Here is a 22,310-nt window from a genome sequence, read left to right as displayed (position 1 = left end):
GGTACTACTCCTTCGCGAGGGCCGCGTCCATCTGGGAGGCCAGGTCGGCCGTCACGTCCGCCACCGGCTTGGAGCCGGAGAACGCGTCGGGCAGCAGCTTGGTCTCGAAGGCGTTCCAGGCGGCCGTGTTGGCGCTGACCGGAAGCGGTTTGGCGTACTCGACCGCGTCCAGGAAGACCTGCAGCCCGGCGTCCGGCATGGATTTGGTGAAGGCGGCCTGGGTGCCGGTGAACGCCGGGATCACCGAGCCCGCCTCGCCGAGCGCCTGCTGCGCCTCCTGGCTGACCAGGTAGGCCTGGAGGGCGTGGGCGGCCTGCTTGTTCTGCGAGTTCGCGGCGACCAGGTTGGCGACGCCGTGGATGACCGTGGCCTGCTGCGCGCCCTTCGGCAACGGCAGTGCCTGGATCGACTTCTCCAGGTCGGTGCCGGCCAGCGCGGCCCGGAACCAGCTTCCGCCCCAGTACATCCCCAGCTTGCCGGAGGTGAACCACTGGTCGGCGGTGGTGTCGGTGAGCTGGGCGATGGTCGGGGAGCCGCCGGAGGCGATCAGGTCGGCCCAGAACTGCAGGCCGGCCTGGGACTGCGGGGTGTTGTAGCCGGATTTGCCGTCCGCCACGACGCTGCCGCCGGCTTCGAAGATGGTGTTGTAGTAGGTGGTCTGGCCGTCCATGCCGCCCGCGCCGCCATAGATGCCGTCGCTCTTGAGGGCCGTGGAGATGGCCGTGGCCGCCGTCTGGAAGTCGTCCCAGGTCCAGTCGGCGGTGGGCACGTCCACCTTGGCCTTCTTGAAGATCTCGGTGTTGATCCACACGCCGATGGTGTCCATGTCCTTCGGCACGCCGTACTGCACGCCATCCAGGCTGTACAGGCTGGTCAGCGCCTCGGGGTAGTTCGCGGGGTCGATCGCGCCGGCCTTGACCGGGCCGGTGATCGGGTCGATCTTCTTGCCGCCGGCGTAGAGCTGGAAGTTCGGGCCGTTCATCCAGAACAGGTCGGGCAGCGTGTCGCTGGAGGCCTGGGTCTGCAGCTTGGTCCAGTACTGCGCGAACGGGGTGACGCTGATGGCCACCTCGATGCCCGGGTACTTCTGGTTGAACGCGTCGATGTTCTTCTGGATCGCGTCGACCTGGGTCTGGTCCCAGACGCCGTAGGTGAGCTTGGCCTTGAGGTCGGCGCTCGGCTCGGTGTAACCCGCACCGGCGGTGTCGGAGCCGGAGTCGCTGTCCCCGCCGCAGGCCGCGGTGGTGATCATGACGCCGAGGCCGAGAGCACCGGCCAGGATGTTGCGGCGGGAGAGTTGGGTGGTCATCGGGGGGACCTTTCGCTTGCGCCGGCGGAGAAGTGCTGGAAGACGTGCGGGGGCAGTTCGGGGACGGTCTCCGGACGGGAGCCGTTGCGGAGGGACTGTGCGGCCAGGGCTCCCGCGGCCACCGCCTCGCGGGCGGCGATCGGGGAGACGAGAGTGGGGGCGCCGGTGGCGGCGTGCTCGAGGAACTCGGCCATGGTCAGGCGGTCGGCATCCTCGTGGCCCTCGACGACGCCCGGGATCGGGTACTCGGCGTCGCCGTTCGGCTGGTACAGGTGGCGGCGGTTCCAGACCCGGATCACGCCGCCGCCCGTGTCGCCGAAGTTCTCGACCCGCCCGTGCGTGCCGATCACCGTGTAGTTGCGCCAGTAGTCCGGCGTGAAGTGACACTGCTGGTAACTCGCGAGCACCCCGTTGTCCAGGGTCATGAGCATCATCGAGACGTCCTCGACGTCGACCACCGGGTTCAGCCCGGTGTGGCTCTCCGGCGGCCAGTTGTCGAACGAGAACCAGTCGGGCATGGTCTCTCCCGGCCGTTCCCGGCGGTCGGTGAGACCTGCGAACATCACCTGTCCGCCCATCCCGGACACCTGGCGGGTGTAACCGCCGGCCAGGTAGTGCACCACGTCGATGTCGTGACTGGCCTTCTGCAGCAGCAGGGTGTTGGTCTTCGAGCGGTCGGCGTGCCAGTCCTTGAAGTAGTAGTCGCCGCCGTTACCGACGAAATGCCGCACCCATACGGCCTTCACCTCGCCGATCTCGCCGCGCTCCACCACCTGGCGCAGCCCCTGGACCACGCCCGCGTGCCGGAAGTTGTGGCCCACGTAGAGCGGAGTGTTCGTCTCGGTGGCCGCCGCGAGCACCCGGTCGGCGTCGGGCAGCGTGGTGGCGAGCGGCTTTTCGAGGTAGACGGCGATCTTCGCGCGCAGCAGCTGCACCGCGATGTCCGCGTGCGTGTGGTCCGGCGTGGTGACGACCGCCGCGTCCACCCCCAGCGCGATCAGGGCCTCGACACTGTCGAGCACCTGCGCCCCGGGGAAGATCTCCGCACCCCGGCGTCGCCCTTCCGGCTCGGTGTCCACCACGGCCGTGACCCGCGATCCGGGCCGTACGCCGGCCACGTGCAGCCCGATGACCGAGCGAGCGCCGCAGCCGATAACTGCTACCGAGAGGCCTGATGTGATCATCCTGCGCAAGCTCCTGAGCGATTTTGACTGATCGTGGCTCCTAATGAGCGTGAATAGACAGTAGCGGCGAATCCCGGGTCCGCCTAGGGGTGTTCCGGTGCTGGATCCACAGAAGTAACGCGCACGCAACATAAGAGGGCTCGAACGGGGCGAAGGGGGCGCGCAAGCAGTACGAAAGGGGCACGTGGGGTGCCTCGCAGCCCTCGCAGCCCTCGCAGCCCTCGCAGTCCCCGCAGCCCCCGAGACCCCTGCGACTCCTGACCCCCTGGGGTCCGCCCGATCGCCGCCGCCCCCCTCGTGATCATGCAAAACCTCCCCGGAGTTCTAGAACTGTGAGGTCGAGAGTTCTAGAAGACTGGGGAGGTTTTGCATGATCACGGAAAGGTTGGGGGGCGGCCTTGTGTCACCCCGCGGACGGGACCGGCGGGCATCGCCGTGGTGGGCGTCCACCATCGGCCCTGGCCTGACCATGAAACCGCAGGTCAGCCCGCTACCAGCACCTCCACGCCGGCGGTCTCCATCGCGGCGTTGAGTTCCGGGGTCAGGGGGAGGTCGGTGACCAGGGTGTCGATCTGCTCCAGGGGGCAGATGCGGGCGAAGGTGGTCTTGCCGAGCTTGGTCGAGTCGGCGGCTACCACCACGCGGCGGGCGACGGCGGCGATCTGCCGGCTGGCCTCGCCCTCGCCCTCGTGGATGGTGGTGGCCCCGAAGCGGCCCGTCAGCCCGTCGACGCCGAGAACGGCCAGGTCCAGGCTGAATTCCCGCAGCGACGCCGCGACCAGGGGGCCGACCAGTTCGTACGACTGGGCCCGGGGCACACCGCCGGTCACGACGATCTTCACGTGTTCGCGCACGCTCAGTTCGTAGGCGATGTTCAGGGCGTTCGTGACGATCGTGATGCCCGGTGTGGACCCGCGGGCGAGCAGGCGTTCGCTCGAACCGAGCACGCGGGCGACCTCACTGGTGGTGGTGCCCCCGTTGAGGCCCACCGAGTCACCGGGCGAGACCAGCGCCGCCACCGCCCTCGCGATCGCCGTCTTGCCCTCGGCCTGGCGCACCAGCTTGTACTGCAGCGGCAGCTCGTAGCCCGAGCCGAGCGCCGACGCGCCACCGTGCGTACGGGTGACAAGTCGTTGCTGCGCCAGGAGATTCAGGTCGCGGCGCACGGTCGCGGGGGAGACGTCGAGTGCGTCGGCCACCTCGGCGATCGAGACGTTGCCGCGTTCGGTGACGAACTCGAGAACCTTGTTGAGGCGTTGCTGGGCCGTCATCTCTCTCCATCCGGGGGTCGTCCATGCTCTCACGCGGAGAGGGGTTGACTCGCTCTGTTCAATTCTGATCGTATGGCTCAATATTGATCAGAACTAGTCTGATATCAATCCCCCGACACCTGGGAAGAGGGCATGACCACCTTCGTCGATGCCGAGATCGCCTCGCAGCCGGATGTCTGGCAGCTCGCGGGCGCACTCGCCTCCACCGTCACGAACGACCTGCCGAAGAGCGGCGAGCGGGTGGCTGTCGTCGGGTGCGGCACCAGCTGGTTCATCGCCGCGAGCTACGCCGTTCTGCGCGAGAGCGCGGGAGAGGGCGTCACTGACGCCTTCGCCGGCTCCGAGTACCCCGCGAGCCGCCGGTACGACCGGGTGATCGCGATCTCCCGCTCCGGCACCACGACCGAGATCATCGAGCTGCTGCAGGGACTCAGCACCCCGAGCACGCTGATCACCGCCGTGCCCGACGCCCCCGCCGCACAGTACGCCGACGCCGTGATCGGCATGCCCTTCGCCGACGAGCAGTCGGTGGTGCAGACCCGGTTCGCCACCAGCGCGCTGGTGCTGCTGCGCAGCTCGCTGAGCACGGCCCCCGACCTGACGGCGCTGGCCGCGGACGGGGCCAAGGCGCTGGAGGCGCCGATCGACGAGCTGCTCGGCGCGAGCCAGGTCACCTTCCTGGGCCGGGGCTGGACCGTCGGCCTGTCCAGCGAGGCGGCGCTGAAGACCCGTGAGGCCGCCCAGTTCTGGGCCGAGTCGTACCCGGCGATGGACTACCGGCACGGCCCGATCGCGATCGCTCAGCCCGGCCGCCTGGTCTGGGCGTTCGGCGAGGTGCCCGAGGGGCTGGCCGACGACGTCGCCGCCACCGGCGCGACCTTCGTGCAGCACGACCTCGACCCCCTGGCCGCCCTGGTGGTGGCCCAGCGTTTCGCGATCGGGCTGGCGCACTCGCGGGGTCTGGACCCCGACAACCCGCGCTCTCTGACCCGCTCGGTGATCCTCACCGGAGATTGATCGGGATCGGCTGAGGGCGTCCGGCGTACAGGTGGAACGATCAGGGGCATGAATGGCATGAGCGGTGACGCCAGTAGTGACGGGCAGTCCGTCGGCATCGATGTCGGGGGCACCTCGATCAAGGGGGTGCTGCTGGGGAAGGACGGCTCGATCCTCGCCGTCCACCGGCTGCCCACCCCGAGCCCCGATCCCACCGGTGAGGGCGTGGTCGAGGCCGTGGCGCAGGTGCGTGACGCCCTGACCGGCGATCTGCGGGTGCCGGTGGGTGTCGCCCTGCCCGGGGTGGTGGACGAGGAGCACGGTCTGGCCGTGGTCAGCGTCAACCTCGGCTGGCGGGACCTGCCGATGCACGACCTGCTGGTGAAGCGGCTCGGCACCCCGGTCGCGCTGTCGCACGACGTGCGCGCCGGTGGGGTCGCCGAGGCCCGCACCGGGGCCGCGCGCGACGTCACCGGGGTGGTGGCGTTCGTGCCGATCGGTACCGGCATCGCGGCGGCCGTGCTGGTCGACGGCCGTCCCGTGGTGTCCGGCGGCTGGGCCGGGGAGATCGGCCAGCTGCTGATCACCCACGGCGACTTCGCCGGCCGGCGAGTGGAGGAGGTCGCCTCGGCCCGGGCCACGGCCCTGCGCGCCGGGGTGGCCAGCGCTCGCGAGGTGGCGAGTGCCGCCGCCCGCGGAAGCGCGGTGTCGCAGCAGGTCTGGACCGAGACGATCGAGGTGCTCGCGCACGCCCTGGCCGGTCTGAGCGCCACGGTCGCGCCGTCGGTGATCGTCGTCGGGGGCGGCCTGGCCCTGGCCGGTCGTCAGCTGATCGGCCCGCTGGGCGACGAACTGGCCCGGCTGCTGCCCGGTCTGCGGGTGCCCGAGCTGGTCGCGGCCGCTCACGGCGATGCCGCCGCGGCCGTCGGTGCGGCCCTGCTGGGTCTGGAGGTGGCCGCGTGAACGGCATTTTCGCGATCCGCCGGCTCGTCGACGCGGTCAGTCACGACGGTCCGGGCTGGCTGCGCATTGAGGACGGGGTGGTCACCGCCCGCGGCGGCGGCGAGCCGCCGTCGGCACCGGTGGAGACGCTCGACGTCGTCATCCCGGGCGCCGTCGACACCCATGTGCACGGGGCCGTCGGTATCGACCTGGCCACGCCCGGCGTCGATCCGCAGCCGGCCCTCGATCACCATCACCGGGCGGGCAGCACCACGCTCATCGCCTCGCTGGCGACCGGGCAGATCGACGACACTCGTTCCCGGGTCGAGGAACTCGCTCCACTGGTGCGCCAAGGTCGGCTCGCCGGGCTGCATCTGGAAGGGCCGTGGATCTCCCCGGCCCGGCGGGGCGCCCACAACCCTTCACTGCTGCGCGAACCCAGCCGCGCCGACGTCGCCGACCTGCTCACCGCCGGCGACGGCACCGTGCGCATGGTGACGATCGCGCCCGAGCTGCCCGGTGCCTTCGACGCCATCGACGAACTGGTCCGTGCCGGGGTGGTGGTCGCGATCGGACACACCGACGCGGACACCGACACCGTGCACCGCGCCGTCGACGCCGGGGCCCGCGTCACCACGCACCTGTTCAACGGCATGGCGCCGATGCACCACCGCCGGGCCGGCACGGTCGGGGTCTCCCTGAGCGACGACCGCGTCACCGTCGAGCTGATCGCCGACGGTGAGCACGTCAGCCCCGAGGTCATCGACGTGGCCCGCCGGGCCGCGACCGGGCGCATGGTGCTGGTGTCCGACGCGATGTCCGCGACCGGTCTCGGCGACGGGTCGTACGACCTGGCCGGCTCCGAGGTCGTGGTGGCGGGCGGCGTCGCGGTGCTGAAGGAAGGAAACTCCCTGGCCGGCAGCACGACCGAGCTGGTGCGGGCGGCGGTCGCGCTGCTCAACCGTGGTGTGCCGCTGCCCGAGGTGGTCGCCGTGTCCAGCGCGACCGCGGCCGGGGTCTTCGGCCTCGGCGGGCACTCCCTGCAGACCGGCGATCCCGCCGATCTGATCGAACTGCACTTCCCCGACGGTGTCGCGGAGGTCGCCCGGGTGGCCCGGAGGGGTACATGGCTCGGCTGATCGTGCTCACGCCGAATCCGGCCGTGGACGTGACCTATGACGTTCCGGCCTTCGACGTCGGTGCCACCGTGCGGGTCTCGCAGGTGCAGCGGCGTCCCGGCGGCAAGGGTCTCAACGTGGTGCGCGTGCTGCGCACGCTGGGCGAAGAGGCGGTCGCGGTACTCCCGCTGGGTGGGTCGGCGGGGCGGTGGGTCGCGTCGATGACGGACGCGGAACACCTCGCCTCCGAGGTCGTCACCGTGGACGGGGAGACCCGCAGCACGGTGGCGATCGTCGATCCGGTCGGGCATCCCACGCTGTTCAGCGAACCCGGCCCGGCGCTGTCACCGGCCGAGGGCGACCGCCTGATCGAGGCCACCGTCAAGCACTGCGAGCCGGGCTGTGTGGTGGTGGTCTCCGGATCGCTGCCGCGCGGTGTGGGCGCGGACTGGGTCGGGCGAATGGTCCGGGCCGTGCGCGAGGCGGGCGCCCGGGTGCTGGTCGACACGTCCGGCCCGGCGCTGATCGCAGCCGCCCGGGCCGGGGCTGATCTACTGAAACCCAATGCGGCAGAGGCAATCGAGGCGGTCGCACAGGATGGCGGTGGCGATAACGGGCTTGCACCGGCCGGTGAGGCCGACCGCCTGGTGCGGGCCGTTCAGTACCTCCAGAGTCTCGGCGCCTCAACCGTTGTCGTCTCCCGGGGAGCCGACGGCCTGATCGCCTTTCCCCCGGGCGCCGACCCCATCACCCAGCGAGCGGTGCGGGGCGTCACCGGGAATCCCACCGGTGCCGGCGATGCCGCCACCGCCGGGCTGGCCCTGGCCTGGGCCCGGGGCGAATCGACGGAAACGGCGTTGCGGCGGGCCGCCGGGCTCGGCGCGGCCGCCGTGAAGCAGCCCACGGCGGGCGAGGTCGATCTCGCCGATGTGCGGGCGTTCGACCAGCAGCTGTCAGCGGAATAGAGGAATTCAGATGAGCGCGCGCAAACCCGTGGTGCTGGAGCAGGCCCGGAAGAACGGCGTCGGTGTCGGTGCTTTCAACGTGATCCTGCTGGAGCACGCCGAGGCGATCGTGGCCGGGGCGCAGGCGGCGAACCTTCCGGTGATCCTGCAGATCAGCGAGAACTGCGTCAGCTATCACGGCGCGCTCGAGCCGATCCTGGCCGGGACCCTCGCGGTGGCCCGCCGGGCCGGGGTCGACGCTGTCGTGCACCTGGACCACGCCGAGAGCGAGGACCTGGTCAAGGAGGCCGTCGAGCTGGGCGTGCACAGCGTCATGTTCGACGCCTCGCGCGACGACTACGAGGTGAACGTGCGCCGCACGGCCGCGATGGCGCAGTTCTGCCACGCGGCCGGTGTCCACATCGAGGCGGAGCTCGGCGAGGTCGGGGGCAAGGACGGCGTGCACGCCCCCGGAGTCCGCACCGACCCGGCCGACGCGGTGTCGTTCGTCGCCGCGACCGGCGTGGACAGCCTGGCCGTGGCGGTCGGCAGCTCCCACGCGATGACCGAGCGCACGGCCCGGCTCGACCTCGACCTGATCGCCGGCCTGGCCCGGGCCGTGCCCGTGCCGCTGGTGCTGCACGGCTCGTCCGGGGTCTCCGACGACCAGCTGGCCGGGGCGGTGCGGGCCGGGCTGGTGAAGGTGAACATCTCCACGCACCTGAACGGCCTGTTCACCCGGGCGATCCGGCAGCGTCTGGAGGCCGACGAGAAGCTGGTCGACCCGCGCAAGTACGTCGCCCCGGGCCGTGACGCGGTGGCCCACGAGGTGGAACGCCTGGTGAAGCTCCTGGCCGGCCGGTGAATCAGGGGCGCTCTTCATGACGGGTTGTCGCGGACGGGGTCGGGGGTGCGCTGGGTGACCACGCGCACCCACTGCCCCATCTCTTCCTGCTCGATGCGGTTGATCGTCTCGACCAGCACCCGGTCGCGGGTGGAGTCGTAGTCGTACGGCTCGGAACCGATGGTGTAGAGGCGGCGTTCGGCGTTCACGGCCTCGCGCGCCCGGCTGAAGCGCACGTAGTTCTCGTGCCACTGGAACAGGTTGCGCAGTCCGGTCAGCACCACCAGGCAGGCGCCGAGCACCGCCGGCACGACCGGCACCCCGGGCGCGATCACGGCCGCCACCGGGATCGCCGCCGAGAGCGCCACGAACAGGACCTCGGTCAGGCGGTACCGGTTGCGGGAACGGTCGGCGTGCCGCCGGTACCGCTCGTACGACTCGTCGGCGAGCGCGGCCGCGTAGGAGGCGCCCTCCACGGTCAGCCCTGGATCTGCAGCACAGCCACGGCATCCGGCTGGAGCCGCACGGTTTCCTCGTCCACTGTCTGGATGGAACCCCAGGTGAGCCGCGGCACCGAACCGGTCGCCACCACGATGTCGGCCTCCGGGCCGATGTTCACCACGGTGGTGAACGAGCCGCGCCGCATGGCGATCCAGCTCTCGCCGTGGGTCACCGTGACCGCATCGAACGAGTCGTTCAGCAGGTCGGGGGAGGAGGCCCGCAGGGCGATCAGGTCGCGGTACCAGCGCAGCATCGCGCCGTGGTCGAGTTCGCCGTCCACCCGGCCGATCTCGGACCAGTCGAGCACGGACGCGTCGCGGGTCGAGAGGGCCTGCGGGTCGGGGACCTCTTCGGGTGCCCACCCGTGGGAGCCGAACTCCGCGCGCCGGCCCTGGCGCACCGCGTCCGCCAGTTCGGGGCTCTCGAACGAGGTGAAGAACTGCCAGGGGGTGAGCGCTCCCCACTCCTCACCCATGAAGAGCATCGGCGTGTAGACGCTGGTCAGCATGAGGGCGGCCGAGGCGGCCAGCCGGCCGGGGGCGATCGTGGCACTGGGCCGGTCGCCGGTGGCGCGGTTGCCGACCTGGTCGTGGTTCTGGGTGGCGACCACGAACTGGTGCCCGCGGTGCTTTCCCGGGGAAATCGGCTTGCCCCAGTGCTTCCCGCGGAAGGTGGAGTAGTCGCCGGCGTGCCGGAACGCCTCTTTCAAGACCCGGGCGAGCACCGACGCGGTGCCGAAGTCGGAGTAGTAGCCCTGGGTCTCGCCGGTGATGAAGGAGTGGATCGAGTGGTGCACGTCGTCGTCCCACTGCCCGGTCAGCCCCCGCCCGCCCTCGGCGACCGGCTCGACCATGAAGGGGTCGTTCAGGTCGCTCTCGGCGACCAGGCCCAGCGGGCGGCCGAGCTCTTTCGACAGGCCGGCGGTGCGCTCGGAGATCTCGGCCAGAATGTGCCGGGGCGAGGAGTCGACCAGCGCGTGCACGGCGTCGAGCCGCAGGCAGTCGATGTGGAAGTCGCGGAACCAGCGCAGCACGTTGTCGACGATCCAGGAGCGCACGCCGTGCGAGCCCTCGTCGTCGAGGTTGATGGCGTCGCCCCACGGCGTGGTGTGGGCGTCGGTGAAGTACGGACCGAACTCGCTCAGGTAGTTGCCGTCGGGGCCGAGGTGGTTGTAGACGACGTCGAGACAGACGCCCAGGCCCTTGCCGTGCGCCGCGTCGACGAACCGCTGCAGTGCCTCGGGCCCGCCGTAGGAGTGGTGCACGGCGTAGAGCCCGACCCCGTCGTACCCCCATCCCCGCACTCCGGAGAACTCGGCGACCGGCAGCAGCTCGATCATCCGCACGCCGAGCTCGACGAGGTGGTCGAGCCGGCCGACCGCGGCGTCGAGGGTGCCCTCGGGGGTGAAGGTGCCGATGTGCAGCTCGTAGAACACGGCCCCGCGGCTGTCCAGACCCGGCCAGGCACCGTCCGACCAGGAGTGCCGCGCGGCGTCGAACACCCGGCTGGCCTGGTGCACACCGTCGGGCTGCCAGGCGCTGCGCGGGTCGGGACGGGGGTCGCCGCCGTCGAGGGCGAACGCGTAGTCGGTGCCGTGCTCCGCCTCGGCCACGGATACGTGCCAGAGACCGGCCGTCTCGGGAGTGGCCTCCTGCCCCAGGGCCGGGTCGGCAACCGGCCTCAGTGGTTCACGGCGGTCGAGGCCGGGCAGATGAAGCATGACGCGACTGGCGCCAGGCGCCCAGAGGGTGAACTCGTGCACGGGTCCAGCCTCTCAGAAGATCGGCTGAAACACCTGCTCACGGGTTACGGTGGCGCATGCCTACCGCACTCGTGACAGGCCCCACCGCCGGAATCGGTACCGCCTTCGCCCGTCGCCTCGCGCGGGACGGCTACCACCTCGTCCTGGTCGCGCGCGACGCCGCCCGTCTGGAGACCCTCCGCGCCGAACTGGGTGACGCCGAGGTGATCGTGGCCGATCTCGGCGATCCGCAGCAGCGCCGGTCCGTGGTGGAGAGACTGACGGACGCGGCCCGCCCGGTTGATCTGCTGGTCAACAACGCGGGGATCGGCGGGCAGGGCGAGTTCTGGACCACACCCTTCGAGAAGCTGCACCATCAGCTCGAGCTCAACGTCACCGCGGTGATGGAGCTGACCCACGCGGTGCTGCCCGGCATGAAGCAGCGGGGTGCGGGTGGCGTGATCAACGTGGCCAGCGTGGCCGGGCTGACCCCCGGGAGAGGTTCCACCTACACCGCGAGCAAGGCGTGGGTGATCGCGCTGAGCGAGGGCCTGGCCAACGGTCTGCAGGGCACCGGCGTGCGGGTGCTGGCCCTGTGCCCGGGATTCACCCACACCGAGTTCCACGCCCGCGCGGGTATCGACATGGCCTGGGCCCCCGACCTGCTCTGGCTCGACGCCGGCTACGTGGTCGACCAGGGGTTGCGTGATCTGCAGAGGGACGCCGTGGTCTCGATCCCCAGTCTGCGCTATCAGGCGCTGGTCACCTTCTCGCGGCTGGTGCCGCGGGGCGTCACGCGTTTCGTCGCGGCCCGGCTGGGTGGCCGCTCCCGCAACTGACAGGATCGGTCCCATGGCGAAGAAGGCGAAGAACCAGCAACGGACGCACGACCCGGCTCATCTTTCCGAGTTGCTTCGGGTGGGGGAGGGTTTCGACCTTGCCGCGACAGATTCGTCGGGTACGCCGGGGTTCTCCGGCTCGAAGGCCGAGGGAGAAGCCGCCCTGGAGGCCGGGGCGGACGCCCTGTCCCAGCTACAGGAGCGGCTCTTCGCCGGGGGATTCAGCGGCACCAGCGCCGACCGGGTGCTGCTGATCATCCAGGGCATGGACACCTCCGGCAAGGGCGGCATCGTGCGCCACGTCGTCGGGGCGGTCGACCCGCAGGGTGTGCGGCACACGGCGTTCAAGGCGCCCACCCCGGAAGAGCTGGCCCACGACTTCCTCTGGCGGGTGCGGCCCCAGGTACCGGGACCGGGCCTGATCGGGGTCTTCGACCGCTCGCACTACGAGGACGTGCTGATCGTGCGCGTGCACGACCTGGTGCCCGCGGACGAGTGGGAGGCCCGCTACGACACGATCAACGCGTTCGAGGCCGAGCTGGCGGCCCAGGGCACGGCGATCGTCAAGGTCATGCTGCACATCTCCCCGGACGAGCAGCTGCGGCGCCTGGAGAAGCGGCTGTACCGGCCGGACAAGTACTGGAAGTACAGCACCGCCGACCTGGACGAGCACGCGTACTGGGACTCCTACCAGGAGGCGTACCAGGCGGCCCTGACCCGCTGCTCGACGGCGGTGGCGCCCTGGCACGTGGTGCCCGCCGACCGGAAGTGGTACGCCCGCTGGGCTGTTCAGAGCCTGCTGCTCAACACCCTGACCACGCTGGACCCGCAGTGGCCGGCCGCGAAGTTCGACGTCGAGGCGGAGAGGGCGCGCCTGAAGGCGCTACTGACGGCCGGCTGAACCTCGTTCGTGATCAGGCAAGGTGTCCCCGGGCTCTAGAACTTCGCTCGGCAGTTCCAGAACTCCGGGGATGCCTTGCCTGATCACCAAGGTTTTAGGAGGAGGTGGTGAGGAGGGCGACCGGGTAGGTGCTCAGGAGGTCGGCCAGTTTGACCGCGCCCCCCGGGAACTCCTGTCCGGTCAGCTTGTTCGTCCAGGTGCCCTCGGGGAGCACCACCACCGCGTCGCCCCATTCGCCCAGGGACAGCGCCAGGCGGGTGGCTACGGTGACCGCCTTCACCGAGCCCGAATCCGGGCCCCGGCCGAAGGCCACGGCGTGCGCCGAGGAGGTGGGGATCGGTGCGTACGAGCCGCCGGTGAACCAGTCCGGGTGCTCGCGGCGCAGGTGCAGGGCGGCGCGGGTGATGAGGAGCTTCTCCGCGTCGGCCAGTTCCTCGCCGGTGAGCCGGCCCAGTGACCCGGACTCGACCAGGTCGAGAAGCCGCTCCCGGTAGGTGTAGTCGACGGGGCGGCGGTTGTCGGGGTCGACGAGGGAGTGGTCGACGATCTCGGTGCCCTGGTAGACGTCGGGCACGCCGGGCATGGTCAGCTGCACGAGCTTCTGGCCCAGCACCGTGGCCCGCACGGCCGGGGCGGTGCGGGCGCTGAACCGCGCGACCGACTCCAGGATCGAGGTGTCGGCCAGCACCGAGCGCGCATAGGAGGCCACGGCCTCGTCGAACTCGGTGTTCGGGCTGGTCCAGGTGGTGAGCTGCTTGGCCTCGCGGGTGGCCTTGGACAGGTAGTCGGTCAGGCGCTCGGGCGAGATGCCCGGCACCGCGAGCAGCGTCTGCCAGAAGAGGTACTCGGTGGACGCGTCGGGATAACCGCCGGACGACCGGTACGGCGCGGCCGCCGCCGACCATTCCCGCACGGCCTCGGCCCATTCCGCCGGGATCTCGCTGAGCGGGGCCAGGGTGGCCCGGGCGTCTTCGGAGCGCTTGGTGTCGTGCGTCGACAGCGTCGTCATGGTGCCCGGCCAGTCACGGGCCAGGCGGGCGCTGAAGGCGTGGAACTCGTCGGTGCTCACGCCGAAGTGCGCGGGCTCACCGCCGACCTCGTTCAGCGCGATCAGCCGGTGGTAGCGGTAGAACGTGGTGTCTTCGATGCCCTTGGCCATCACCGGGCCGCAGGTCTGCTGGAACCGGGCCACCAGTTCGGCCCGGACCGGGTCCTGACCGGCCGCGACCCCATCCAGCAGAAGGTCTTTCACCAGGTCCAGGGCGGGGACGAGTTCCGGGGCGACCCGCTGCGCGGCGATCGTGGAGGCCCGGTCGATGGTCGCGACGGCCTCGGCCGGCGCGGCCTCGCCCGGCACCACGTAGGCCCGGTAACGGTCCATCGCCACGAGCAGCTCGACCACGGCCGCGTGCAGCCCGCGGCGGGTGAAGTCGGCCAGCTCGCGGTCGGCGTCGCAGATCTCCTCGAGCAGGTCGACCAGGCGCCGCACCTCGGTGTTCAGGCTGGAGTCGGTGATCTGGCGCTTGGAGGCCCCGACGATCTCCTCGAGGGTGCGCTCGTCACCGGTGAACTCGGTCAGCAGGTCGGTCAGCGGGGCGGCGCCGGCCGGGTCGACGAACAGGCCGCCGATCCGGTTCAGGGCGTCGTACCCGGTGGTGCCGGCGCAGGGCCAGTCCGTCGGCAGGGTCTCGTCGCCCTCGAGAATCTTCTCCACGACGACCCAGGCACCGTCGGTCGCGGCGGCCAGGTCGCGCAGGTACCCGCGCGGGTCGGCCAGGCCGTCGGGGTGGTCGATGCGCAGGCCGGCCAGCGAGCCGTCCTTGATCAGGGAGGCGATCAGCTCGTGCGTGGCGTCGAACACCGAGCGGTCTTCGACCCGCACCGCGATCAGCGTGGTGACGTCGAAGAAACGCCGGTAGTTCAGCTCCTCGTCGGCCGTGCGCCAGAACGCCAGCCGGTACCACTGCGCCTCGAGAAGCTCGTCCAGCGGCAGGTTCTCGGTGCCGGGCCGGATCGGGAACTCATGGTCGAAGTAGCGCACCACCGAACCGTCCACCGCGATCTCACCCGCGGCCAGCACCGTCGGCAGCCGGTCGCCGAGCACCGGCACGATGATCCGGCCGGGCGCCCAGTTCACGTCGAACCAGGAGGCGAACTCCGACTCCGGCCCGTGCTGCAGCAGCGACCAGTACGGCGCGTTCAGCCGGGCCGGCGTGGGCACGGCCATGTGGTTGGGCACCACGTCGGCCACGGCCGCCAGCCCCGCGGCCCGCAACGACGCGACCATCGCGTCGAAAGCCGGTCGCCCACCCGCGTCCTCACTCAGCTCGGCGTGCGACACCACGTCGTACCCGTGCGCCGAACCGGGGGTGGCCCGCAGGATCGGGGACAGGTAGGCGTGGGTCACCCCGAGCCGTTCCAGATAGGCCGCCCGGTCACCCACGTCCGCGAACCCGAACGAGTCGCGGACCTGGAAACGATAAGTGCTGACGGGCACGCTCACTCGGGTCGTCTACCTTCCAACGCGGGGAGCCGGGGTCGGGGTCAGCCGGGGTGCCGCCCTTGGCACCATGTCGATCGGTCGCTGCCCGAATCCGGCGGACTGGTCGCTGTTCGCCGACACAGTATGGCCGCCCGGGCCGGAACCGCGTTTCGACGTGGCCATCTGGTGCGGAGGGGTGTTCGCGTCGATCGTCGGGCGCTTCAGCACCACCACCGACCGGGCCACCACGTGCACGAGTTCACCCGGCGCGTAGGCGTCCCCGCCGTCCTCGGCGGTCACGTCGTCCACCGCGGTGTCGAGCAGCACCGTCCACCACGTGCCGTACTCCACCGAGGGCACGGTGAACTGCAGGTCTTCGTAGTGGGCGTTGAAGAGGATGAGGAACGAGTCGTCGACGATCTTGCGGCCCCGCTTGTCCGGGGCCATGATGCGCTCGCCGTTGAGGAACGTGGCGACGGCCCGGGCGTAACTCTGGTGCCAGTCGTCGTCGGCCATCGCCTGCCCGGCGGGCGTGAACCAGGCGATGTCACCGACCTCGCTCTGGCCACCGCGGGAGGCGGCGCCGTTGAAGAACCGGCGGCGGCGGAACACCGGGTGCTCGTGCCGCAGCCGCACCGCGCGCCGGGTGAAGGCCAGCAGGTCGTTGTCCGGCCCGGCCATCTTCCAGTCGATCCAGGCCAGTTCGTTGTCCTGGCAGTAGACGTTGTTGTTGCCGTTCTGGGTGCGGCCGAACTCGTCGCCGTGGGCCAGCATCGGCACGCCCTGCGACAGCATCATCGTGAGGATGAAGTTGCGCTGCTGCCGGGCGCGCAGGGCCTGCACGTTCTCGTCGTTGGTCTCACCCTCGACGCCGCAGTTCCAGGACCGGTTGTGGCTCTCGCCGTCGGCGCCGCCCTCACCGTTCGCGTCATTGTGCTTCTCGTTGTAGGACACCAGGTCCCGCAGCGTGAAGCCGTCGTGGGCGACCACGAAGTTGATGCTCGCGATCGGGTGCCGGCCGTCGTCCTGGTAGAGGTCGGACGAGCCGGTCAGGCGGGAGGCGAACTCGCCCAGCGTCGAGGGCTCGCTGCGCCAGAAGTCGCGCACGGTGTCGCGGTACAGGCCGTTCCACTCGGTCCACAGGGGCGGGAAGTTGCCGACCTGGTAGCCGCCGTCGCCCAGGTCCCAGGGCTCGGCGATCAGCTTGGTCTGCGAGATCACCGGGTCTTGCTGCACCACGTCGAAGAACGCGCTGAGCCGGTCGACCTCGTGGAACTGCCGGGCCAGGGTGGCCGCCAGGTCGAAGCGGAAACCGTCGACGTGCATGTCGAGCACCCAGTACCGCAGCGAGTCCATGATCAGCTGCAGCACGTGCGGGCTGCGCATGAGCAGGCTGTTCCCGGTGCCGGTGGTGTCGTAGTAGTGCGAGCGGTCGTCGTCCACCAGCCGGTAGTAGGCGTTGTTGTCGAGGCCGCGGAAGGCGATGGTCGGCCCGAGGTGGTTGCCCTCGGCGGTGTGGTTGTAGACGACGTCGAGGATGACCTCGATGCCGGCCTCGTGCAGCGCCTTCACCATCACCTTGAACTCCTGCACCTGCTGACCACGCTGGCCGGCGGCGGAGTAGGCGTTGTGCGGGGCGAAGAAGCCGATGGTGTTGTAGCCCCAGTAGTTCGACAGGCCCTTGGTGACGAGCGTGGTGTCCTGCACGAACTGATGCACCGGCATCAGCTCGATCGCGGTCACACCCAGCTCCACCAGGTGGTCGATGATCACCGGGTGGGCGATCGCGGCGTAGGTGCCGCGGATCTCCTCGGGAACCCCCGGGTGCGTCATCGTGAGGCCCTTGACGTGCGCCTCGTAGAACAGGGTCTCGTGGTACTCGCGACGGGGCGGTCGGTCGCTGCCCCAGTCGAAGTAGGGGTTCACCACGATCGAGAGCATGGTGTGGCCGAGGCTGTCGTCGGAGTTGAGTTCCCCGGTGCCGTCGGTGTTGGCGTCGAAGTGGTAGGAGAACAGCGACTCGTCGCCGTCGATCTGCCCCTCGATCGCCTTGGCGTACGGGTCGAGCAGCAGCTTGGAGGGGTTGCAGCGATGCCCGCGATCGGGGTCGAAGGGGCCGTGCACCCGGTAGCCGTAGCGCTGGCCCGGCCCGACGCTGGGCAGGTAACCGTGCCAGACGAAGCCGTCGACCTCGGACAGCTCGATCCGGGACTCGGTGCCGTGGTCGTCGATCAGGCAGAGCTCCACCCGGTCGGCCACCTCGCTGAACAGCGCGAAGTTGGTCCCGGCGCCGTCGTAGGTGGCACCCAGAGGGTAGGGATGGCCTGGCCAGATCTCCATGTACGTCCCGAATCTGCGTCTGGTGCGTCGATCAACAGGTGTGCGGAACCGGCACGTCCCGCCACGCTGCGCGAGGCGCCGGGAACACGTGCATTGTTGCGGCTCCCGCACCCCGATGCGGAGTGAGGGGGTGCCGACGCGCCGGTTGGAACCGGAAGCGGCCGATATGTCCAGGCCTGCGGGTGGGCCGTCGGTCCAGGGTATCCAGCCGATGGTGACCGTTCGTCGTTCTGCCTATCCGGGCAGTGAGCGCTCGACGATCATCCGGGTGGCCTTACGTCCCACCGGCAGGGTGCCGTAGAGGGTGCCGCCGCTGCCGGCGACCCGGGTGGTGAGGAAGGTGGACGAGACCGGTTCGGGGGCGTTGCGCACCAGCAGGGACGCCTGGAGCACCACCCCGAGCCGCTCCACCATCCAGCGCGCCCCGGCCTCCACCGCCGCCGGGTCGCGGCGGGCCTCGCGGGAGGCGGCCATCAGGAACCCGGCCACCTCGTCCATCGCCCGGTCCAGACGCGGGTCGGCGCCGCGACCGCGGTCGATCTCGGCGAGCAGCACCTCCATCGACCGGGGCTGCATCGCCATGGCGCGCAGCACGTCGAGGGCGCTGATGTTGCCCGGGCCCTCCCACAGCGGCCCGACCAGCGAGTCGCGGAACACCCGGGCCAGGCCGTGCTCCTCGACGAACCCGTTGCCACCGAGGCATTCCAGGGCCTCCGCCACCACCCCGGTCGCGCGCTTGCAGATCCAGAACTTGGCCACCGGCACCGCCGCGCGCAACAGCTCGGTCTCGCCGGCGTCCACCGCCGCCGCGAGCCGCATGGCCAGCACGGTCGCGGCCTCGCTCTCCAGCGCCAGGTCGGCCAGCACGTTCTGCATGAGCGGCTTGTCGGCCAGTGGCGAGCCGAACGTCTCGCGGTGCCGGCAGTGGTGTACCGCGCGGGCCACGGCCTGGCGCATCTGCCCGGCCGAGCGCAGCACGGCGTCGAGACGGCTGGCGGTGAGCATGCCGGTGATCGTGTGCTGGCCCCGGCCCTCCTCACCGAGCCGGGCGGCCCAGGTGCCGTCCAGCTCGACCTCGGCGGGCAGGTTGGAGCGGGTCCCGACCGCGTTCTTGAGGCGCAGCAGTCGCCAGGTGTTGCGTGATCCGTCATGGAGGACGCGGGGCACGACGAACGCTGTCAGCCCACCGGGCGCCGTCGCCAGCACCAGGAACATGTCACTCATGGGCGAGGAGACGAACCACTTCTGCCCGGTCAGCCGGTAGATGTGCTCGCCCTCGACCGGGCCGTTGCCGGTCAGGTCGGGCTGCGGGCTGGCGACCGTGGTGCCGGCCTTGGGGTCGGAACCGCCCTGTCGCTCGGTCACGGCCAGCCCGGCCAGACAGCCCAGCTTCTCGCCGGGGGCGCGGAACGCCGAGTCGTACGAGCGGGCAGCCAGGCGGGGGCGCCAGATGCTGTCCAGCTGGGCGTCGGCCCGCAGCGAGGGGATCGCCGCGTAGCTGGTGCTCAGCGAGGACAGGTGCCCGCTCTCGACCTGTGACCAGATGATCATCGCGGCGGCCCGGCCGGTGTGTGCGGCCGGCGGGGCGTCGGTGTCCCAGGCCGCGGCGGTCAGGCCCGTGCGCACCCCGGTCTGCATCAGGCGGTGCCAGGCCGGGTGGTAGTCGACCTCGTCCACCCGGCGGCCGAAGGGGTCGTGGGTGCGCAGCGTCGGCGGGAACCGGTCGACGGCCTCGGCCCAGCCCAGCGATCGCGGCGCCCCGGCCAGCCGGCCCAGGTCGCGCAACTTGGCCAGGTGCAGCTTGCCCTCGTGCCGCTCGACCGCCTCGACGAGCACCAGGTCCTCGGAGAAGACGTCGCGGTCGACCGGGGCGGGCACCAGATTCAGTGCATCGTCGGAGTCGGCCACGGACGTCACCGTACCCATGACCACCCGCTTATTCCGACAGGCCGGTAGCCGGGGCCGTGTCGGCGGCGCGTCGTGCCACCTTTCGTGTCCCCGGTGCTGTCGCCTTCCTGTCGCCCGGGGAACACGCCTCGTGTTCCTCGTCACCAGGCCGGGCGGTGTTCGTCCCATCCGTTACGAGTGCAGGTCGAAAGGTCTGTACGGTGACCGGCGTGGTCGCAGAGACGGGTACCAGTGGGCCGACGGCCACGGGGAGGGCAGTTCGGCCCTCCGCCGGGGGGTACGTCCGCCGGGTCCTGGCCCTGGTCTGGTGGCTGGCGGGCGAGACGGTCCGGATCTGCCTGCGCTACCGGGTGACCGGCCTGGCGGCCGAGGTGGGCTTCTTCGCCCTGCTTTCGCTGCCGCCGCTGGTGCTGGGGATGGTCGGCAGCCTCGGTTTCGTCGGTGACCTGATGGGGGACGAGGCGGTCGGCGACCTGCGTCAGCGGCTGCGTGAACTGACCCTGACCTTCCTCACCGCCGACAGTGTCAGCTCGGTCATCCTGCCCACGTTCGACCAGGTCATCGGGGCCGGGCGGGCCGACATCGTCTCCATCGGGTTCGTGCTCTCGCTGTGGTCCGGCTCGCGCGTGCTGAACGTGTACCTGGACACCGTCTCGATCATGTACGGGCTCGGCGGCCTGCGCGGCATCGTCCGGGCCCGGGTGCTCTCCTTCTCCCTCTACTGCCTGGCGCTCGTCGTCGGCATCGTGCTCATCCCGCTGGTGCTGATCGGTCCCGGCTGGCTGTCGAAGGTGATGTACGGCGCCCACTTCGACCTGCTCGGTGACCTCGGCGGTTCGGACTGGGTGTACTGGCCCGTGGTCTCGATCGCCGCCCTCACCGGCATCACCGGGCTCTACCACCTGTCCACCCCGATCCGCTCGCGGTTCTACCGCGACGTGCCCGGGGCTGCGCTGGCGCTGATCATCTGGGTGGTCGCCAGCTTCGTGCTGCGCTGGACCCTGAACGAGTCGGTCGGCGGCACCTCGATCTACGGCCCGCTGGCCACCCCCATCGTCATCCTGATCTGGCTCTACTTCCTGGCCATCGCGCTGCTCATCGGGGCCGCGCTGAACGCCGCCATCGACGAGCGCTGGCCGATTCAGGCCCGCGTCGAGGCCCGCGCCCTGGTGCGTGAGCGCCAGGCGGACGACCGCGCCGAGCGGGCCGCCCGGGGGGTCCCGCAGGACGAGAAGCCCAGCACCCTCACCCCGCTGGCCCCGCGTCACGACGAGATGGATCTGGACGCCGACCTCGTGGCCCTGCCGCCGGCCGTGCCCGGACCCCGGCCCGACCTCATCGCCGGACCCGACCTCACTGACCGGTCCGGCCTCACTGACCGGTCCGGCCTCACGAACCGCACCGACCTCACGAACCGCACCGACCTCACGAACCGCACCGGCCTCACTGACCGGTCCGGCTGGATAGATCTGGACCCGGCCGGCGAGCCCGGTGAGCGCACCCACTGACGTCCGCCCCCTGACCGGACACCCGCTCACCGGCGCCCACGCACCGGGTCTCGACGACGTCCGTCATCGGCCCGCACCTCGCCGGTAAATCAGGCGACAACCCCCAACGCGGTTCTTACTGTGGTGAGTGCGCCCGGGGAGGTCCCGGGAGCCGTCCCAGCCACCGCCGGCCCCACCCGGTCGTGGCGCGGGAGTCGCAGCGAAGCGCGCCCGCGCGCGGGGAGGAGGTCGAGATGTCCATACCCGTTCGGGAGCGACGTCCCACGCAGATCTGCGTGCGTACCCCTCCCGCCGCTCCTCCCGCGCCCGCCTGACCGGTCGGGCACCTTCATCCGAGAGGTACCAGCCATGTCTTCAGCGCGCCCGAAAATCGGTATGAACAGTTTCCAGCTGCGACGGGGAGTCGTGGTCCGTGTCGACCGGGGGGTGTCCACGGTCGAGTTGCCCGGCGGCGGTACGTTCCGCGCGAGCTGGGGCGGTGCCCTGCTGGGAGCCGTCCACCGCGATCCCGATGCCGCCCCGACCACCGGTGACCGCGTGCGGCTGCGGTTCTGGCCGGACGAACGGATCACCGTCGAGAGCGTCGATCCGCGCACCACCCTGCTCACCCGTGCCGACGCCGACGGCAGTTCCCGGCGGCAGACCCTCGCGGCCAACATCGACGTCGTCGCCGTGGTCGAGGGCCTGGTGCCCGACCCCGACCGCAACCGCATCGCCCGCCTCCTGGCGCCGGCCCGGGCCGGGGGCGCGCAGCCGGTGGTGATCCTGACCAAGGCCGACCTGGAACCCGAGGCCCCGCGCATCGCCGCCGAGCTGCAGGCCCTGAGTTCCTGTCCGGTGCACGCGGTGTCCTCGGCCCGGGGGACCGGCCTGGAGCAGGTGCGCGCCCTGTTCGCCGACGGGCGCACCGTGGCCCTGCTCGGTGCGCCCGGGGCGGGGAAGTCCAGCCTGGTCAACGCCTTGTCGGGTGACGAGGTCAGGCGCTTCGACGCCCCGCGTCGCGACGGCCAGGGACGCCCCACCACCGTCACCCGCGAACTGCGTCCCGTGGCCGGGGGCTGGGTCATCGACGGCCCCGGACTGCGCAGCGCCGGTATCAACACCGCCGTCGGCCTGGACGACACCTTCGCCGACCTCACCACCTTCGCCGACCTCACCACCCTGGCCGGGCAGTGCCGCTTCGCCGACTGCACCCACGCCGTCGAGCCCGGCTGTGCCGTCATCGCCGCGATCGGCGCCGGCGGCCTCCACCCCGACCGCCTCGACTCCTACCGCCAGCTCGTGGCCGAGGGATTCCGCCAGGAACTCCGCCACGACGTCCGCCTGCGTCAGGAGGAGATCCGCCGGCACAAGGTGATGCACAAGTCCCTGCGGAGGCAGTACCGGAAACCCCTGGACCGCGGCCGCTGGTAACCCTTCCCCGGACCCCGGACCCCGGACCCCGGACCCCGGACCCCGGACCCCGGACCCCGGACCCCGGAC

17 protein-coding genes are annotated in these 22,310 nt (G+C 70.9%); 9 read left to right on the top strand and 8 right to left on the bottom strand.

Going from position 1 to position 22,310, the window contains the following annotated elements; translation table 11 throughout:
• Positions 1 to 4 precede the first annotated feature (4 nt).
• From LR393_RS23625 to LR393_RS23615, 3 genes are all read right to left on the bottom strand, one after another.
• Entirely contained in the window at positions 5 to 1,309 is a 1,305-nt protein-coding gene (locus LR393_RS23625) for an ABC transporter substrate-binding protein (protein ID WP_231486349.1), read from the bottom strand.
• The gene (locus tag LR393_RS23620) at positions 1,306 to 2,493 is read right to left on the bottom strand and encodes a Gfo/Idh/MocA family protein (protein ID WP_231486348.1); all 1,188 of its coding nucleotides are present in this window, start codon (positions 2,491 to 2,493) and stop codon (positions 1,306 to 1,308) included. Before LR393_RS23620 ends, LR393_RS23625 begins: the two co-directional genes overlap by 4 nt.
• Before the next feature lie 482 nt (positions 2,494 to 2,975).
• Positions 2,976 to 3,764, bottom strand: a complete 789-nt coding sequence (locus tag LR393_RS23615; protein ID WP_231486347.1) for a DeoR/GlpR family DNA-binding transcription regulator — start codon at positions 3,762 to 3,764, stop codon at positions 2,976 to 2,978.
• Between the two features lie 132 nt (positions 3,765 to 3,896).
• On the opposite strand from LR393_RS23615, the gene LR393_RS23610 reads away from it, so the two are divergent.
• From LR393_RS23610 to LR393_RS23590, 5 genes are read left to right on the top strand one after another with little or no spacing between them, the layout of a single operon-like run.
• On the top strand, positions 3,897 to 4,781 hold the full coding sequence (locus LR393_RS23610; protein ID WP_231486346.1) for an SIS domain-containing protein: 885 nt from the start codon (positions 3,897 to 3,899) through the stop codon (positions 4,779 to 4,781).
• A gap of 48 nt (positions 4,782 to 4,829) precedes the next feature.
• Positions 4,830 to 5,723, top strand: a complete 894-nt coding sequence (locus LR393_RS23605) for an ROK family protein (protein WP_231486345.1) — start codon at positions 4,830 to 4,832, stop codon at positions 5,721 to 5,723.
• The gene (locus LR393_RS23600; RefSeq protein ID WP_231486344.1) at positions 5,720 to 6,841 is read left to right on the top strand and encodes an N-acetylglucosamine-6-phosphate deacetylase; all 1,122 of its coding nucleotides are present in this window, start codon (positions 5,720 to 5,722) and stop codon (positions 6,839 to 6,841) included. Before LR393_RS23605 ends, LR393_RS23600 begins: the two co-directional genes overlap by 4 nt.
• Complete coding sequence (locus LR393_RS23595) at positions 6,829 to 7,785, top strand: 1-phosphofructokinase family hexose kinase (RefSeq protein ID WP_231486343.1); 957 nt, start codon at positions 6,829 to 6,831, stop codon at positions 7,783 to 7,785. The genes LR393_RS23600 and LR393_RS23595 overlap by 13 nt, the downstream gene beginning before the upstream one ends.
• Before the next feature lie 10 nt (positions 7,786 to 7,795).
• Entirely contained in the window at positions 7,796 to 8,629 is an 834-nt protein-coding gene (locus LR393_RS23590) for a class II fructose-bisphosphate aldolase (RefSeq protein WP_231486342.1), read from the top strand.
• Positions 8,630 to 8,643: 14 nt separating this feature from the next.
• Here the strand turns inward: LR393_RS23590 and LR393_RS23585 are convergent, their stop codons facing one another.
• Both LR393_RS23585 and treZ read right to left on the bottom strand, forming a co-directional pair.
• Positions 8,644 to 9,084, bottom strand: a complete 441-nt coding sequence (locus LR393_RS23585) for a DUF4231 domain-containing protein (RefSeq protein WP_231486341.1) — start codon at positions 9,082 to 9,084, stop codon at positions 8,644 to 8,646.
• A 2-nt stretch (positions 9,085 to 9,086) separates the two neighbouring features.
• Positions 9,087 to 10,871, bottom strand: a complete 1,785-nt coding sequence (gene treZ, locus LR393_RS23580; protein ID WP_231486340.1) for a malto-oligosyltrehalose trehalohydrolase — start codon at positions 10,869 to 10,871, stop codon at positions 9,087 to 9,089.
• A 56-nt stretch (positions 10,872 to 10,927) separates the two neighbouring features.
• On the opposite strand from treZ, the gene LR393_RS23575 reads away from it, so the two are divergent.
• Together LR393_RS23575 and LR393_RS23570 are read left to right on the top strand one after the other, a co-directional pair.
• Positions 10,928 to 11,689, top strand: a complete 762-nt coding sequence (locus LR393_RS23575; RefSeq protein WP_231486339.1) for an SDR family NAD(P)-dependent oxidoreductase — start codon at positions 10,928 to 10,930, stop codon at positions 11,687 to 11,689.
• Positions 11,690 to 11,702: 13 nt separating this feature from the next.
• On the top strand, positions 11,703 to 12,590 hold the full coding sequence (locus tag LR393_RS23570; protein ID WP_231486338.1) for a PPK2 family polyphosphate kinase: 888 nt from the start codon (positions 11,703 to 11,705) through the stop codon (positions 12,588 to 12,590).
• 94 nt (positions 12,591 to 12,684) lie between these two features.
• On the opposite strand, the gene treY is transcribed toward LR393_RS23570, so the two are convergent.
• The 3 genes from treY to LR393_RS23555 all read right to left on the bottom strand — a co-directional run bounded on the left by treY (position 12,685) and on the right by LR393_RS23555 (position 19,320).
• Positions 12,685 to 15,093 (bottom strand): malto-oligosyltrehalose synthase, encoded by a 2,409-nt coding sequence (gene treY / locus LR393_RS23565; RefSeq protein ID WP_231486337.1) that lies wholly within the window; start codon positions 15,091 to 15,093, stop codon positions 12,685 to 12,687.
• Positions 15,094 to 15,102: 9 nt separating this feature from the next.
• A complete protein-coding gene (glgX, locus tag LR393_RS23560; RefSeq protein WP_231486336.1) occupies positions 15,103 to 17,412 on the bottom strand; it encodes a glycogen debranching protein GlgX in 2,310 nt (769 codons plus the stop codon).
• A gap of 234 nt (positions 17,413 to 17,646) precedes the next feature.
• The gene (locus tag LR393_RS23555; RefSeq protein ID WP_231486335.1) at positions 17,647 to 19,320 is read right to left on the bottom strand and encodes an acyl-CoA dehydrogenase family protein; all 1,674 of its coding nucleotides are present in this window, start codon (positions 19,318 to 19,320) and stop codon (positions 17,647 to 17,649) included.
• Between the two features lie 209 nt (positions 19,321 to 19,529).
• Here LR393_RS23555 and LR393_RS23550 point away from each other — a divergent pair, with 209 nt between their 5' ends.
• The gene (locus LR393_RS23550; protein ID WP_231486334.1) at positions 19,530 to 20,828 is read left to right on the top strand and encodes a YihY/virulence factor BrkB family protein; all 1,299 of its coding nucleotides are present in this window, start codon (positions 19,530 to 19,532) and stop codon (positions 20,826 to 20,828) included.
• A 348-nt stretch (positions 20,829 to 21,176) separates the two neighbouring features.
• Positions 21,177 to 22,241, top strand: a complete 1,065-nt coding sequence (gene rsgA, locus LR393_RS23545) for a ribosome small subunit-dependent GTPase A (RefSeq protein ID WP_231486333.1) — start codon at positions 21,177 to 21,179, stop codon at positions 22,239 to 22,241.
• The last annotated feature ends 69 nt before the right edge of the window (positions 22,242 to 22,310 follow it).

Origin of the sequence: Kineosporia mesophila (genome assembly GCF_021129235.1) — a bacterium.
Lineage (GTDB): Bacteria > Actinomycetota > Actinomycetes > Actinomycetales > Kineosporiaceae > Kineosporia > Kineosporia mesophila.
Note: the sequence above shows the minus strand (reverse complement) of the source record. Positions and strands in the feature narration are given on the sequence as shown.